Source organism: Blautia sp. MCC270 (assembly GCF_018785605.1).
Classification (GTDB): domain Bacteria; phylum Bacillota; class Clostridia; order Lachnospirales; family Lachnospiraceae; genus Blautia_A; species Blautia_A fusiformis.
This window is the reverse complement of record NZ_WQQD01000003.1, coordinates 40472-56658: the sequence shown is the minus strand read 5'-3', so window position 1 is coordinate 56658 and position 16187 is coordinate 40472. Positions and strand designations below refer to the sequence as shown.

Sequence of the window (16187 nt, the reverse complement as noted above, 5' to 3'; positions counted from 1 at the left end):
ACTTTTATTTCTATTTCCATTTGAAAATAACCACACCTGCAATACAGATCAGCATTCCCAACAGCTTTCTCCACTGAAAATCTGCTCTTTCCACACCGAAAATCCCCAACAATTCTATAAGATAAGCCACCGCAAGCTGAGAAATGACAATAAGCATAACCGCCCGCGCAGGCCCCAGACTTCCCATACTCCGGATCACTGTGATAGTGATAAATGCACCGATCACTCCTCCGAGTAAATTATATTTAGCCTCTACCTGCCACAGCATGCCGATACTTTCTCTGCCTGTAAAAAACCATGCTGCCACACAGACCAGAAATGCAGAAAACTGTACCCAGCCGGTTGAAACCCACAGACTGGTCTGTTTTGTTACATTTGTGTTAAATACCCCTTGAATACTCATCAGTGCACCTGAGATCAGTGCTGACAAAAATCCCCACATAAAAATCCCTCCATATATACTCCATTTCCGGTATTACTGCCGGAAAAAGGCGCTGCATATTTCTGCAACGCCTTTACGGTTTCTTATAATTTAGTTTATGTGATTTTCCTGCAATTATACACACTGCTGCCCTGTTTTCTCATCCGCATAATATTTATATACATGATCACGAAACGCTCTTTATTCCGAAAAATATTTTCTGAGATATATCCTTCCGGAAAACGCAATATGCGGCATCTCATAAAAAATGGCTGTTTTCGGACAAATCGGACGATAGAGTGGGTCTGCCACAATGATCCTGGCTGTTTTCAGCTTTTCTTCCATGGCTTCCTCGCCACAGATGGCCTCATCTCCCTTGCGCAAAAGTCCCTCTGTGATCTCCAGCGGACAGAGCAGCTGAACCTTTTTTCCGTATTTCTGCTCTATGACTGCTGCCAGGGAGCCCATGGTAACCGGTTCTCCGATGATGGTAATGTCCGGTACGGAAAAAAATACCTCATCTTTGTCGGGCATTTCCCTGCTTTCTCCTGAAGGGTCAGATACTGCTGACAGACTGTTCCTTCCCTGAAAATAGATTACCTGCTCCGGAGTTACTTTCCACAGTTCCTCCTGTTTCCCTAAGATCTGCCCTCCGCTTTCCTCCGCGGAGTCATCCTTTTTATTTACCCACTCTCCACAGGATCTATCCGCGATCCGCTCAAGTGCATCTGAAATCTCTTCCTCATAGCCTTCCACAGGAGTCCCCACGAGAAATGGCGTACCGAATTTTTCTTTCAGCACATTGGCCGCCGGAATTCCCACAGAGGATACCACAAGGTTTACCGCTGCTTCACCGGCACGGGACAAAGCTTCCAGCGTATCCCCCATAGCCCAGGTGGAAAGTATCTCCCAGCCATAGTTTTTCAGACGTTTTTTCATGGCATCTACTGCAGACTGCGGGCCAAAATCAAGGGGTGTTGCTCCAAGAAGATTTAATTTTCTGCTTCTCTTCTCTGTAGATCTTTCCGCAGATCCTGTGGGTGCTTCTGAACACCTTCCGGTTTTCTCTGCAGCTCCTGTGAAATGTCCGGCGATCTCTGCCAGCGCCAGCCCTGCTCCGTATACATAGTCATGCATGCCGCTGGTCGGAACCGAAAATGCCGGGATTCCGGTTCTTGCCGTAAGTGCACGGGCCAGTCCCTGAAAATCTGTTCCGTTCATAAAGGGGATCGGTGAACTTGCAAGTGCAATAAATTTCGGTTTCAGCTCCTTTTCCGCCTCTTCGATATCCTGAAGAAATTTCTCATCATTTCCCATAATGGCATCGATATCCGTAAGACCTGAGATAAAGATCAGACTGTCCTGGTCGTACCACCGGATCTCATCATGGGTATTATAGGTAGAATTACAGCCGGAGGGATCATGCATCACTGTCATTCCTCCAAGCTCATACAACGCGGAGCAGACACCCGACACGTCTGCCGTGTAGATTGGTATGATCCGATATGCCTGTCTCATATGCAGCTTTCGCACCCCCATCCCTTTCGAACGAGCAGATCCTTCGGAGCTTTTTCCTCATTAAATGCCTCCAGCATCAGCTGTGCAGTACGTCTGATCCCGTCAAAGCCCCAGAGCCCGCCGCCCTGTACCATATTGACAAAATTCCGGCTTCCGGTAAACCAGGCTGCTTTTTGTCCGACGGCAAGGATTTTTCCGAAATGCTGCCGTGGCCGCACTCTCATCTCCGGGCGAACAGTCGAAATCAGCCTGAGTTCCGGATAATTCTCCTTCAGCCAGAAAAATACTTCTTTTTCTTCCGGGCTGATACTGTCCAGAAAAACGGACTGTACCTGAAATCCATGCGTAAGGAGAAGCTTTGCAAGTCCCAGAGGTCTTGGATGAAAAAGATAATCCACAGCTACGGGAGTGTCACCGATGATCTGGTGTGCATGGAAAAGAGCTTCCTCGCATTTTCGGATCTCCGTTTCGATATCCAGACCATTTTTACCGCCACTTTGCTGATCCAGCAGCTCCAGCAAGTACTTTTCCTGCGTCTCTATCTCCTCATAGTCAAAGCTTCCGGGCAGGTATAAAAACGGCCTTCCAAGTCTCTCCGCCTGCTGCTGTACTCCGAATTTTCCTGCCGGATAACAGTTAAGGATCAGGCTTCCCTCTCCCAGACTCTGATAATCCTCCCAGTTCTTACAGGCCGGTGCTTCACGGAGACGGATTCCGTTCTTTTTCAGGATCCGGCAGATATCTGCACTCTCATCCAACACAAAATCACTGCCCAGGACTGTGACACATTCCGGATCAGCTTTCCTCTCCGGTACTGCATCATACATGGCACGGCGCAGCTTCTGATCCGGAGTCGGGCCTGTTTTCTGCATGATAGGATCCATAAAGCACCGCATAAAAAAGATCTCCGGAAATCTTTCTTCCAGTTCTCCGTAGATGCGTTCCAGATCACTTCCCAGAAAATGATGAAGACACACAGTAAAAAGCAATACTGCCTTTGGCTTCTCATCCAGCCGGTTCAGAATGTCCGTCACTCCTTCAATGGTCACATCCTCCAGATTTCCGCCCAGAAGATCCTTTTCCTCCACGATCACAAAGGAAAAACGGTCTGCCGCATTCATCTCTGCGGCAGTCAGCACAACGCCACGCATGCAGTTATCCGCACAGACGTAGATCTGCCTTGCTTCCGGAACCAGCATTCCCGTATGTACGATATTCCAGTTTCCATGGACCGGTGAATTAAATTCCAGTCCCGGCTGAAAGGGAACCGGAAAAGAGGCTTCCTTTATAAATATTTCTGTTTTTCCCGAAAGCTCTCTGTTACCAACTCTTTTTAACATGAGCCTTCCTCCCTGCATGCACTCAGGATCTGCTCGGCCAGTGTCCGGTACTCCTCTGCCATCTCACAATCCGGATAAGCTTCCAGAAGAGTTTTTCCTCGATTCTCTGCTTCCAGGACCAGTTCACTTCTGGAAAGCGTTCCCACTACCCGCGTATGAAAATCCTCTGCCAGCTCCCGGACTTTTTCTTCCTCTCCCGGCACGTTCCGCCGGTTCAGGATCACGCCGCCAAGAGATGCATATCCTCTGTTTCTAAAATTATCCACTGCCATGGCAATATTTGCCCCTGCATGGATGGCCATGTTTTCTCCGGAGGTGATGATAAATACCTTATCTGCATACCCATTTCGCATGGGCATGGAAAATCCACCGCAGACAACATCTCCCAGTACGTCATAAAAAACAATGTCCGGTTTATAGGTCTCATAGGCTCCGTTTTCCTTAAGCTTCTCGAGAGCAGTAATGATACCTCTTCCCGCACATCCAAGCCCCGGTGCAGGACCGCCGGCTTCCACACAGACTACACCCCCATATCCGATCTGCACCATATCCGTAAGCTTCAGCTCCTGGCGTTTTTCGTTATACAGCTCCAGCACAGTGGGAACCTTTTTTCCATGCCTGAGAAGGATCGTGGAATCTGCCTTGGGATCACAGCCGATCTGCATCACTTTCATTCCTTTTTCCGCAAGGGCTACTGCCACATTGGAAACCGTAGTAGATTTTCCGATGCCGCCCTTTCCGTATACCGCAACTTTTATCATTTTCTGTCCTCCGCTTTTGTGATCACATTGGAATATGCCGTTTTGGCGGAAACTCCACTGAGGCGTCCGATCTTTCCGGATAAGGAGCTGATCACATCCTGTGGTGCGTCAATGGCAATACTGATGATATTGATGCCTTTTTCCCGGTAAGGGATCCCCATTCTCCCGATAATATATTTTCCCGCTTCATGAAGAAAACGGTTGATATCATCGATCACGTCATTGTTTTCCACAATGATCGAGATCAATGCCACTCTTGTCTCCATAAGATCTGACTCTCCTTTCCGATATTATCAGCAGATCCTCGGCAGAAGCTCTCCTCCCGGCTGCGGAAGAAGTGCCTGAGTTCCGATCTCCGTAGTCATGACAACCTTTCCTGGCTGGTCTTCCGTAACTTCACCGATAATGGCTGCGTCCCTGGAATAAGGACATTTACGCAGTGCTTCCACGATCCTTCCTGCCTCTTCCTTTGGTGCCATGATCACCATTCGTCCCTCACATGCCAGATAAAGAGGCTCCAGGCCAAGCATGCCGCAGACACCCTTTACCTCCGGAGCTACCGGAACAGCTGCTGCATCCAGGCGGATCCCTACGTTACTCTGTCCTGCGATCTCGTAAAGAACCGTTCCGACCCCACCTCTTGTGGCATCACGGATCACATGAATGTTATGGGTAGCATCCAGCACCTCTTTTACAGCTCCCCACAGCGGTGCGCAGTCACTTGTCACATCTGCGTCAATGCCGAAATCCTCTCTTGCCAGAAGAATGGTGCATCCATGTCTTCCCACATCACCGGTTATAATAATGGCATCTCCCGGTTTTGCCAGCTCACCGCCTACCTGAACGCCCTCCTGGATCTCACCCATTCCAGTTGTTGTGATAAACACACCGTCAACCTGACCTTTTCCTGCCACCTTAGTATCTCCGGAAACAATACGCACTCCGGCTTCTTTTGCTGTTTTTTCCATGGCTGCGGCGATCTCCTCCAGCTTCTCCATGGGAAAACCCTCCTCAATGACAAAAGCGCAGGTAAGATACATCGGTTTTGCTCCCATACAGGCAAGGTCATTAACGGTTCCGCAGATGGAAAGCTTGCCGATATTCCCCCCCGGAAAAAATGCCGGAGAAACAATAAATCCATCGGTGGATACTGCCATTTTTCCTGCAGGCGGAACCAGCACGGCCGCATCATCGGCTGTGAGATCCGGGTTTGCAAAATGCGCTTTGAATACTTCATCGATCAGTTCTGAGGTCTGACGGCCTCCGGCACCGTGTGCCATGGTCACTGTTTTATTTTCCATAATATTATCTTCTTTCTATGCTGGGTCAAAGGAATTTCATATCGGTTTCATCCTGTCAGATCTTCCGGATACGATCCTTCATTTGTACTATATGTAATGTATCATATTTCGCAGTCCATTAAAGCGGACATCAGTTTCCGTACATAAAATATGCGGAACATGCTCCTTCATTGGATACCATACAGGCACCTACCGGATGCTGCGGGGTACAGACCTTTCCGAATACCTTACAATCTGATGGCCTGCATTTTCCCTGAAGCACATCCCCACAGCGACAGGCCGGATTTGGCCTGCCCTGGATCGGCGGCACTGCATATTTTTTTCTGGCATCAAAGGCTTCCCACTCCTTCCGGAGCACCAGGCCGGACCCCGGGATCACACCCAGACCGCGCCATTCAGAATCGCAGGGCTCCATCAGTTCATCGATCAGCTTCTGTGCCTCCGGGCTTCCCTCACTTTTTACCACACGGGGATAGCAATTCACAAAGAACGGTTTTCCTTCCTGAAAACGTACCAGTGCAACAGCCAGTGCCGTAAGCAGCTCCTTCGCTGTAAAGCCTGCCACCACACCACTGATGCCTTCCTCTGCCAGATGCTCGCAGAGCGCAGTTCCTGTGATCGCATTGACATGTCCGGGATAAAGGAACACATCCGCACTGCCCTTTAATGCCTGATAAGCCTGGGGCATGGTCTTGTTTGCCACAAGGAGCGAATAATTGGAAAGTCCGTCCTCTCCGGCCTTTTTCACGGAAAGACAGCCGGCAGGCGTGGTGGTCTCAAAGCCAACGGAAAGAAATACCACCTGCTCTTTTGGATGCTCTTTCGCATATTTTTCTGCATCTGCCGGTGAATAGACGATCCGTATCCTGGCGCCTTCTGCCCTGGCATCTGCAAGGCTTTTCTTTGTTCCCGGTACGCGGACAAGATCACCGAATGTGCAGATCGTCACCTGTTTTTCCAGAGCAAGATAAACGGCCTCGTCAATAAATCCTACCGGTGTTACACAGACCGGACATCCCGGTCCTGAGATCAGCTCCACCTGCGGCGGCAGAAGCCTGCGGATCCCCAGACGGAAGATCTCGTGGGTGTGTGTTCCGCAGACCTCCATGATCCGCACCGGCGGTCCCTGATATCCTTCTATGATCTCTCTTGCTGTTTTTTTCCTCTCTTCCATCACAGCAGTTCCTCCATCAGCTGGTCTGTCTCTTCCTCGTCATCATCGGTGATCTTTGCAATGGCAACACCTGCATGCACCATCACATAATCCCCCGGCTCCAGGTCTCCCAGGAGCTGGGCGGAAACCTCTCTCTTTGCGCCGCCTGCATCCACCACTGCTGTTCCGTCACTGATCTTTACTACTTTTGCTGATAATCCTACACACATATCTGTGCCTCCCATCCTGCATTTCTGCTGTATGCTCCATGCGTTATCATAAAACATTTTTGATCCGTATCTGCATGATCTCGTCTATATTTATCTGTGCCGCTGCACATAAGCCATCCCATACACCGCCTGTCCCAGTGCGATCCCTCCGTCATTCGGCGGGATCAGGCTGTGCTTCAGAACTTTAAACCCCATTTCCGTAAGGCCGTCATCTACCAGCTCCAGAAGCAGCCGGTTCTGAAAGACACCGCCACTTAATGCCACTTTCCGGATTCCGGTCTGCCGCTCTGCTTCCTCACAGGCTACAAGGATCTCATCTGCCAGTGCCCGGTGAAATCCATAAGCCAGCTTCCCGGGATCCTCTCCTGCAAGCCTTGCCCGGACCAGATATGCAACGATCTCACCTGTATTTAAAATAAATTTTCGTTCATCTTCAGACGCTTCTGAGATGCCTGTGCCTTCCGGAATGTCTTCCTTTTCTGACATCCGTATCTTCAGATTTTCTTCCGGATTTTTCTTCTGCATCTCCCGCTGCTTTCTCCAGGCCTCCGCCGCAAATTCCAGTGCTGTGGACGCTTCTCCCTCAAAGGTGGACGCTCTCCGGATCCCCAGGATCGCACTGACTCCGTCAAAAAGTCTTCCTGCACTGGTGGAAGTCACGGCATTGATCTTCCGCTGTGCCATAGTCACCAGTACCTTTGCTTCCTGACCTGTGCAAAGTCCCAGTTTACGGACAGTATCCAGGGTTTTTTCCAGGTTTCCCATATTCTGCCAGATCAGGGAAACGGCGATCCGCCAGCCTTCTTTTGCGGAAATATCTCCGCCAACCTGGACAAAGGGTTCTATACTTCCAAGCCTTGTAAATCCCTGACAGTCTGCAACCAGGAGCTCTCCGCCCCAGATGGTTCCATCGGTTCCATAGCCTGTTCCGTCAAAGGAAACCCCTATCACCTTTTCTTCGCAGTCATTTTCTGCCATGCAGGATAAAATGTGTGCATAATGATGCTGCACCCTCAGAACCGGAAGCCCTAGCTCCTCTGCCACCACTGTGGAATTATATTTAGGGTGAAGATCACAGACCACTACCTCCGGCTTCACCTCCAGAAGTGTTTCCAACCGCCCGATCGTTTCCTTCAGGGCTTTTACCGTTCGAAGATCCTCCAGATCTCCCACATAAGGGGAAGGATAAAAACGGTTATCCACACCAATGCAGAAGGTGTTCTTAAGTTCTCCACCTGCTGCGATCACCTGGCCCTTCCAGGGTGTGGAGACCATAAACGGAAGAGGCGCATACCCGCGGGAACGGCGGATCATATAGGGTTCACCCTTATAGAAATCCATCACCGAATCGTCGGCCCGGATACGTATCTTCCTGTTGTGGGAAAGAATGCAGTCACAGAGATGGGAAAGCTCCTCTGCCGCCTCCTCATCATCTCTGCAGATCGGCGCCCCGGAAGTATTTCCGCTGGTCATTACCAGAAGCCCGGGCATCCGGATCCCATCATCGTAATGAAAAAGAAGCAGCTGAACCGGTGCATAGGGAAGCATGACACCCACCTTGGGATTCCCGGGTGCAATGCTCTCACAAAGCCCCGTTTCTCCCGGCAGCTTATCCAACAGCAGGATCGGCTTCTGATGACCGGTAAGGATCTTCTCCTGTTCCTCGCTGACCTTACAGATCTTCTTCACAGCTTCCATATCCTGTGCCATCACTGCAAAAGGCTTCACCGGACGCCGTTTCCGCTGCCGCAGCCGCTGTACTGCCTCCTCACTGGTAGCATCACAGCAAAGGTGAAAACCACCGATCCCTTTGATGGCCACGATCCCGCCGGAAGCAATGATCTTCCTTGTATAAGTGATAGCCTCCCGTCCCCGTTCCTCTCTTCCCGCCAGGTATACCTCCGGGCCGCAGTCATTGCAGCACACCGGCTGGGCATCATAACGTCTGGTATCCGGGTTATGGTACTCATCTGCACAGGAGGGACACATGGGAAATTCCTTCATACTGGTCCGTTCACGGTCATAAGGAAGTGAATCCAGGATCGTCAGTCTCGGACCGCAGCAGGTACAGTTGATAAAGGGATGCAGATACCGCCTGTTTTCCGGATCAAACATCTCCGCCTTACATTCATCGCAGAGCGCGATATCCGGGGAGACAAAGATCTCCCCCTTTGTCTTCTCACTTTCGATGATATCAAACTGTGTAAATTTCTCCGGCTCCTCCACCGGTTCTTCGAGAAGCTTCAGGATAGCTGCACGCTTCGGTGGCTTATTCCCGATATCTGCGATAAAGGCATCCACATCCTGCTGCTTACCCTGAGCAAAAATCTCCACATAGGGTCCTTTATTGGACACACTGCCACGGATTCCTCTTGCCATAGCATGACGACTCACCGTAGGGCGAAATCCCACTCCCTGTACGATCCCGTAAACACGGATCATTTTCGTAATTTCCCGCTCCATATGTTTCTCCATTCCCTGCAGCTGTTTCCACTGATCCGGCTGCAGCATGCATGTAACTTTATGTCCTGCCCTTATGGTCTACCTGCATTTTCCGGATACCGCAAAATGCACTGTATCCACAAACACTCCTGAAAAAGCCTTTGTCATCCGCTTCATACATGGATCTGCAAAGATCACGTCATATCCGCCCTTCTCTGCCAGTTCCATGTAATCTTCCTCATCCCTTAATGACACATCGCCCTCCTCCAGGAGATCTTTTTCCATGGAAAACCAGCTTGCCACGGTGAGCTCTCCGTCCGCACCACGTTTCCGTAGCTCCTCTCTTATGGAACCGGCCATCACCTGCTGCTGCACGATGAGAATCTTTTTTCCTGTATAATCCATATCAGGAACCAGCTCTTCCGCCAGAGGATATCCCACCTCATAAGGTGTTCCGAAGGTTTTCTCCAGATATCTGGCACATTCCAGTGCCGCAGGAGAAACCACGATATTTTTTTCCGCCGAGGAGGCTTTTTTTACCTCATCAAGCCCGTCTCCCATTCCGTAGCAGACTGCTCTCTGTCCTCTGGCACGGAATTTTTCACGGATCTTGTCTGCTGCTTTCAGGTCACTGACATCCTGAGGTGTCATTCCGAGAACTCCTGTCTTACCAGCCTCCACAGGCAGCTTTTCCCCGGCAAAGGCTTTAAAAAGCTCCAGATAAGCCTTCCGCTCTCCCGCATCATAAAGCTCCATTCCGTTGGTATTTACTGCAAGCACCGGAAAATCTGTTTTCTTCTCGCACATCCGCCGCAGTGCCTGATGATCCGTTCCGATCACAGCAGGTACCGGTGTTCCGATAATGGCTGCAAAGCCTGCCTCCACCTTTACTGCTGCATCCACAAGCTTGGCAACCAGGCGGTCATCCCGTCCCAGGATGGCATCCATATCCCGAAGTCCTGCGCTGAATACCGCACTTTTCTGTTCAAACCATCTTGGTTCATCAAAGCCGCAGACATTTCCCGCACATCCTCCTGCATCACAGATCACGATGATCCCGCCAAGCTCATACAGCACTGACACAGCTCCGGACTGATCCGGTGCAAAGGGTGTCAGATATTTCCGAAGTCCTCTCATACCTTTTCTCCCTTCTGCAAAACTTTCTCTGTCAGTGTTTCAAACAGCCTGCGTACCCCCGCATAGCCATAGGGCTGCCGGTCCTGATTCCACACGGCATTTGGCTGATCCCGGTGATAATATCCTGCATCCTTTCCTATAGTAAGGTTCACTCCGCTCCCGGACGGATCGTAATACAGCATGGTGGGTTCCATATTGGAAAAAACCTTTGTATCCGGACTCAATTCCGCAAGATGCCGTATGTATACAAAATTCTCGGCTGTGATAGTTCCGTAGATCTCCGGCACCCGGAAACCATACCGCACCAGGGCAAGGGCCAGCTCAAAGGAATCTCCGTTCATGCACTCCCCTACAGCAAAAGACACATCCGGACAGACCTCCCGGAATCGCTCCACTGCCTCTTCTGCTGCTTTTTTATACACTTCCTGATCAAAAGAGACTCCAAGAACCTGTCCCAAGGCACGATACTGATTTTCGATCTTATCTGTCTGGTAGAGCCTCCGAAGCTCAATAAAAGGAATCTTCAGCCGGTCATGAAAATCCTCCGCTGCAAACCTTGCTTCCGGATGAAGCACCAGATTAAAATTGGCCTGTGACATGGTCTGATATTCTTCATAATCCTTACATCTTGAGATTTCATGGATGGTCTTTACGCCTGCCTGCTGCAGCAGCTCATACATCTCGCAGTCATCAACCAGCGGCGAAAAAAATCCCAGAAGATTGACCACATTTCCCTTTTTCTTCTGTGGCTCAAGGAGGGAGTATAAGGACTGGCGCACATGGACCATAGGCGGCTTTCTGCCCTCACGTGTCAGTGCGTACATGTAACAGGGGCGCACCGGAATATCCACCTTTTCCTCTGCCTTCCGGCAGACACGTTCCATATCCGTTCCCAGAAGTGCATCCACACAGGTGATACAGATCATCACCACAGACGGCTTCTTCTCACAGCAGTCGCAGATCTCTTTTACCGCTTTCGGGATCTTTTTCAGGTGACGGCCTGTAACAATATCCGTCTCGTCCATCATCAGATAAAAAAATCGATCATTGTACTCCGGCATGGAGCTGATAAGAGAAGTATTTCTTCCGCAGCATCCCGGTGCCACGATCAGCATAATGGAATCCGGCACTGCAAGCCCGGCCCGCTTTACGCCAAAGCCCTCCGCTCCCGGAGAGTTAAATGCCAGAGTTGCCGGAGAGCTGTAGATCAGATGCTTCCCGGAGATCATCTGCGGAGGGATCGCTTCCAGCCCGCCCCGGGCCAGTTCTTCTGCAGTTGCAAAATATGCTTCCTTTTTCATATATCCTCCTTCTCCGCTTCTTCACTTTCCAATAGCTTCCTCGCCAGTGCAAAAAATTTCTCACTGATCTCAGAATTCTCGTCTCCCTCGATTACCGTTTTGCCCTGATCCTCCCATCGGATGATCTCGTCACTTCTCGGGATCTCACCCACGATCGGGATATTATTTTTTTCTGCAAAAGCATTTACTTTTTCCGTTTCATTCTCCACATTCCTGTGATTCAGCACGATCCCGAAGATTCTCGCATAGCTTCGATCCTCAAAATTCCGCACAGCACTGGAAATATTATTGGCTGCATAGAGTGCCATTTTCTCTCCGGATGTGACAATGAGTACTTTTTCCGCATAGCCCTCCCGGATCGGTGCCGCAAAACCGCCGCATACTACATCTCCAAGAACATCGTAAAGCACTACATCCGGCTTCCAGGTCTCAAAAAGCTTCAGATCCTCCAGAAGCTGAAAGGTTGCGATGATACCTCTGCCTGCACAGCCAAGTCCCGGCGTGGGGCCGCCGGTCTCAATGCAGAGGACTCCACCAAAACCCTCCTTTGAAATATCCTCCAGCTTTTCCGGCTCCTCATCCTCTTCCCGCATATAATTCATTACCGGCCGCAGAGGTTCTCCACCAAGAAGATTGATGGTGGAATCCGCCTTGGGATCACAACCGATCTGGATCACTCTCTTCCCCATGGCTGCAAAAGTCGCCGCCAGGTTGGACGTCACTGTAGACTTTCCGATACCGCCCTTTCCGTATACTGCTACCTTCAGCATAAAATCCTCCCTAATTCATTCTGTCCGCTCCCGCAGGTATTTTTCATAAAAAAAGCTCTTTCACGCACAAGGTGAAAGAGTCCCGTATTCCGCTCACAAAACAAAGTCAAGCGGATATTCGCGATCCGCATTTGCTGCTTGTTCATAACCGAATAACTGCTTCGCAGCTGATTCGGTTAAGCTGTGCCGGATGAACAACGATTCCTGCTCGGATATTCCTTGCCGTCAAAGTCTGTTTCCTGCTGTATTTTGTTTTAATGCCTCATCCGGATAGAAAGAAAATATTTCGCTCCGTCTGAATTTTTCTGTTTTTATTATACAATGGTGTACATTAGTGAGTCAATTGCAACTCTGACTTTTTATACAAAAAAAGACCCCAAGGCGAAATATTTTTAAGCATTTCGCCGAGAAGTCTCTTCTCTGATCTGCCGGCTCAGAAGCCGCGGCAAAGTTATTCTTATGATAAAGCTTTACTGGATAGAAACTACGTGATATCCTCTGTCTTCCACTACCTTCTTAAGCTCTTCGTCGGAAATCTCTCTGTCGTAGGAAACCACTGCCTCACCTTTTTTCAGGCTTACTTTTGCTGCCGCACCGTCAATGCGGTTGATCGCTCTTGTGACGCTGGCCACACAGTTCTCACAGTGCATGCCTGTGATCTTCATGGTTTTCTCACCCAGCTTGGTTCCATCCAGCTTCTTCTTCGGGATCTCCGGCTTGCTGCCGCCTCCGCAGCAGGCGCCTTCGCCCTTCAGATGTTTATATGCGCCTTTTCCGGCAAACAGCATAATGATGATAACAACGATGACAACAATTGCATTTGCCATGATTTCTTTCCCTCCTGGTTACTTATGCATTCCACTGCAGCCGGAGCAGCCGGAACAATGACCGGAGCAGCTACCACCACAGCCACCTGTACGTGTGTTACCGGCACAGCCGACACAGCTGAGCCCCTGTTTCTTTCTTGAATAGAGATAACTGACCACAAATACGCCATATGCGATCACCAGTGCCAGTACAATAATATCCGCTATCATACTCATATCTGTCACCCTTTCTTTCGCTGTACAGCCTGTGAACTGCTGCCAGCCTCTGATGAATACTTTTGTAAAAAAACTTCCATATTTCTTCAGGCTTATTATAGCACAGAAGACCAGGTATTTACATCCCCGGTCTCCTGCATTTCTTATCATTTCAGCTGTTCTTACAGCATCATTTCAAAGCTATCATATGTACCGGATCGTTACTGTATGACCGGTTTTCAATTACTCTGCTGCCTGTACAGATCTCTTTGTAACATCGTTCTGGTTCTTGTACGGATCTGGTCTGAACAGAAGGAAGAGCAGGATCGCTGCAAGGATCAGCGCTACGATCGTTCCAATTCCGAAGGAACCGGCACCTGTGACAACAAGACCGATCTGGTATACACAAAGTGTTACAACATAAGCAAAAATGTTCTGGAAGAGAATTGCAAACCAGAACCATTTTCTGGACTGCATCTCATGTGCCATTGTAGAAATAGCTGCAAGGCACGGAGAGTCAAGCAGGTTGAACAGCAGGAAAGAAAATGCTGCTACTGCTGTCGGGAACCATGCTTTGATCGCTGCACCAACGATCATGGTATCCTCTGCATCATCACCAGCTACATTTGCAAGAACACCCATTGTACTTACGATGGACTCTTTTGCGGAGAATCCGGAGATGGAGGCTGCAACCGGCTGCCATTTGCCGAATCCAAGAGGAGCAAAGATCGGAGCAAGGATACCGCCAAGGATAGCCATGATACTGTCGTTGCTGTCCTCAACAAATCCGATTCCGCTTCCTGTATTTCCGATGCTGGAAAGGATCCACATGATAACGGTTGCAAGGAAAAGAATGGTACCGGCTTTGATGATGAAGCCTTTCAGTCTCTCCCAAACGTGAAGCAGAACTGTCTTTGCAGACGGAATGTGATACTGTGGAAGCTCCATTACGAACGGGGCAGGTTTACCGGAGAACGGTTTTGTTTTCTTCAGGATGATCGCAGATACAAGAACTGCTACAACACCGATAAAGTACATCAGTGGTGTGATGAAACCAGCAGCTACGTAGTCACCGGTTACATAAGCTGTCATGATACCACCCATAAGAGCGATAACAGGAAGCTTGGCACCACATGGAATAAATGTTGCTGTCATGATCGTCAGACGACGGTCATTATCTGCCTCAATCGTTTTGGAAGCCATGATTCCAGGGATTCCACAGCCGGAGGAGATAAGAAGCGGGATAAAGCTCTTTCCGGAAAGTCCGAAATGACGGAATACACGGTCCATGACGAACGCGATACGAACCATGTAACCGCAATCCTCAAGGATGGAAAGGAACAGGAACAGGATCGCCATCTGCGGAACGAATCCAAGCACTGCACCAAGACCACCGATGATACCATCTGATACAAGGCTTACCAGCCAGTCAGCAACACCGGCATTGCCGAGTCCATCCGATACAACACTCTGGATGGTTCCCACAAAGCTGTCGTTTGTCCAGTCTGTTACCATGGTACCAACTGTTGTTACCGATACATAATAAACGATAAACATGGTAAGGATAAAGATCGGAAGACCGAGAATACGGTTTGTTACGATACGGTCGATCTTATCGGAAACTGTCATCTTATTTCCGCTTCTCTTAACGTTTGCAGAAACAACCTTCTGGATGTACTGATATCTTCCATCCGTTACGATACTCTCTGTATCATCATCCTCTGCCTTCTCAAGGCCAGAAGCAATCTCCTCGATCCTGGACTGTGCAGAAGCCGGAAGGTTCAGACCTTCTTTTACCTTGCTGTCTCTCTCAAGAAGCTTTACTGCATACCATCTCTTGTTCTCCTCAGCGATGTTTGCAGGAACAAATCCCTCGATCTCATTTACAGCTTTTTCTACTGCTTTCGGAAATTCCATCTGCTTAGATGGTACTCTGTGCTGGTTCGCACATTTGATTGCCTCATCAACAACCTCTTTAAGGCCTGTTCCTTTAAGAGCAGAGGTCTCAACGATCGGGCATCCAAGCGCGGAGCTTAAGCCTTTTACATTGATATGGATGTTGTTCTTTTTCAGAAGATCCACCATATTAAGAGCGATAACAACCGGGATACCGATCTCAAGAAGCTGGGTTGCAAGATACAGGTTTCTCTCGATGTTTGTTGCATCCACAAGATCGATGATCACATCCGGTTTCTCTTTCAGAAGGTAATCACGGCTGACAACCTCCTCAAGTGTATACGGGGAAAGTGAATAGATACCCGGAAGGTCTGTTACCGTTACATCCTTCTGGTTTTTCAGCTTACCCTCTTTTTTCTCTACAGTAACACCTGGCCAGTTACCAACGTACTGGTTTGCGCCTGTAAGAGCATTGAACATTGTAGTCTTACCACAGTTCGGGTTTCCGGCAAGAGCTATTGTTACAGACATTTTGCATCCTCCTTTTTTCAGGTCAGAGCCTGACGCTCTGTCATTTTTCGAAGCGTATTTACTTTACTTCCACACATGCTGCGTCATGCTTACGCAGGGAAAGCTCATAACCTCTGATGGTGATCTCAACCGGATCTCCAAGAGGAGCTACCTTTCGGATATAAACCTCGCTGCCTTTTGTGATTCCCATATCCATGATACGACGCTTGTAAGCCGGGTCGCCGGTGATCTTGGAAACAACTACTGTAGAACCTACTGCTGCATCACGTAAAGTCATTTCTCTTTTCCTCCCTGTTCATATTCCAATTCCTAATCTATCCTCAACTGCGCCTTCCGCAGTTTGGGGCAAATCCACTACCGGTCA

General features: G+C 49.3%; 16 protein-coding genes. All 16 read right to left on the bottom strand.

Annotated features, from left to right (window positions below):
• Positions 1-10: 10 nt before the first annotated feature.
• The 16 genes from GPK58_RS00965 to GPK58_RS00890 all read right to left on the bottom strand — a co-directional run bounded on the left by GPK58_RS00965 (position 11) and on the right by GPK58_RS00890 (position 16100).
• Positions 11-442 carry a DMT family transporter gene (locus GPK58_RS00965; RefSeq protein WP_021651570.1) on the bottom strand — a complete coding sequence of 144 codons (432 nt, stop codon included), beginning with the start codon at positions 440-442 and terminating at the stop codon, positions 11-13.
• Positions 443-622: 180 nt separating this feature from the next.
• The gene (locus GPK58_RS00960) at positions 623-1939 is read right to left on the bottom strand and encodes a nitrogenase component 1 (protein ID WP_215638067.1); all 1317 of its coding nucleotides are present in this window, start codon (positions 1937-1939) and stop codon (positions 623-625) included.
• Positions 1936-3279, bottom strand: a complete 1344-nt coding sequence (locus GPK58_RS00955; RefSeq protein WP_215638066.1) for a nitrogenase component 1 — start codon at positions 3277-3279, stop codon at positions 1936-1938. The genes GPK58_RS00960 and GPK58_RS00955 overlap by 4 nt, the downstream gene beginning before the upstream one ends.
• Positions 3273-4040, bottom strand: a complete 768-nt coding sequence (locus GPK58_RS00950) for a nitrogenase iron protein NifH (protein ID WP_215638065.1) — start codon at positions 4038-4040, stop codon at positions 3273-3275. Before GPK58_RS00950 ends, GPK58_RS00955 begins: the two co-directional genes overlap by 7 nt.
• On the bottom strand, positions 4037-4306 hold the full coding sequence (locus tag GPK58_RS00945) for a TM1266 family iron-only hydrogenase system putative regulator (RefSeq protein WP_015525986.1): 270 nt from the start codon (positions 4304-4306) through the stop codon (positions 4037-4039). The genes GPK58_RS00950 and GPK58_RS00945 overlap by 4 nt, the downstream gene beginning before the upstream one ends.
• 27 nt (positions 4307-4333) lie before the next feature.
• Positions 4334-5341 carry a hydrogenase expression/formation protein HypE gene (gene hypE, locus GPK58_RS00940; protein ID WP_215638064.1) on the bottom strand — a complete coding sequence of 336 codons (1008 nt, stop codon included), beginning with the start codon at positions 5339-5341 and terminating at the stop codon, positions 4334-4336.
• Between the two features lie 130 nt (positions 5342-5471).
• Entirely contained in the window at positions 5472-6515 is a 1044-nt protein-coding gene (gene hypD / locus GPK58_RS00935; RefSeq protein ID WP_215638063.1) for a hydrogenase formation protein HypD, read from the bottom strand.
• A complete protein-coding gene (locus GPK58_RS00930; protein ID WP_022426401.1) occupies positions 6515-6724 on the bottom strand; it encodes a HypC/HybG/HupF family hydrogenase formation chaperone in 210 nt (69 codons plus the stop codon). Before GPK58_RS00930 ends, hypD begins: the two co-directional genes overlap by 1 nt.
• A gap of 90 nt (positions 6725-6814) precedes the next feature.
• Positions 6815-9187: a carbamoyltransferase HypF gene (hypF, locus tag GPK58_RS00925; protein WP_215638062.1), complete on the bottom strand. Its 2373-nt coding sequence runs from the start codon at positions 9185-9187 to the stop codon at positions 6815-6817.
• Positions 9188-9265: 78 nt separating this feature from the next.
• The gene (locus GPK58_RS00920) at positions 9266-10303 is read right to left on the bottom strand and encodes a nitrogenase component 1 (protein ID WP_215638061.1); all 1038 of its coding nucleotides are present in this window, start codon (positions 10301-10303) and stop codon (positions 9266-9268) included.
• Positions 10300-11604 (bottom strand): nitrogenase component 1, encoded by a 1305-nt coding sequence (locus tag GPK58_RS00915; RefSeq protein ID WP_215638060.1) that lies wholly within the window; start codon positions 11602-11604, stop codon positions 10300-10302. The genes GPK58_RS00920 and GPK58_RS00915 overlap by 4 nt, the downstream gene beginning before the upstream one ends.
• The gene (locus tag GPK58_RS00910; protein WP_215638059.1) at positions 11601-12374 is read right to left on the bottom strand and encodes a nucleotide-binding protein; all 774 of its coding nucleotides are present in this window, start codon (positions 12372-12374) and stop codon (positions 11601-11603) included. Before GPK58_RS00910 ends, GPK58_RS00915 begins: the two co-directional genes overlap by 4 nt.
• Before the next feature lie 470 nt (positions 12375-12844).
• Complete coding sequence (locus GPK58_RS00905; RefSeq protein WP_173740790.1) at positions 12845-13201, bottom strand: heavy-metal-associated domain-containing protein; 357 nt, start codon at positions 13199-13201, stop codon at positions 12845-12847.
• Between the two features lie 18 nt (positions 13202-13219).
• Positions 13220-13567: a FeoB-associated Cys-rich membrane protein gene (locus GPK58_RS13015; RefSeq protein WP_015525996.1), complete on the bottom strand. Its 348-nt coding sequence runs from the start codon at positions 13565-13567 to the stop codon at positions 13220-13222.
• 72 nt (positions 13568-13639) lie between these two features.
• Positions 13640-15823, bottom strand: a complete 2184-nt coding sequence (gene feoB, locus GPK58_RS00895) for a ferrous iron transport protein B (RefSeq protein ID WP_215638058.1) — start codon at positions 15821-15823, stop codon at positions 13640-13642.
• A 58-nt stretch (positions 15824-15881) separates the two neighbouring features.
• Complete coding sequence (locus GPK58_RS00890; protein ID WP_015525998.1) at positions 15882-16100, bottom strand: FeoA family protein; 219 nt, start codon at positions 16098-16100, stop codon at positions 15882-15884.
• Positions 16101-16187: the final 87 nt, after the last annotated feature.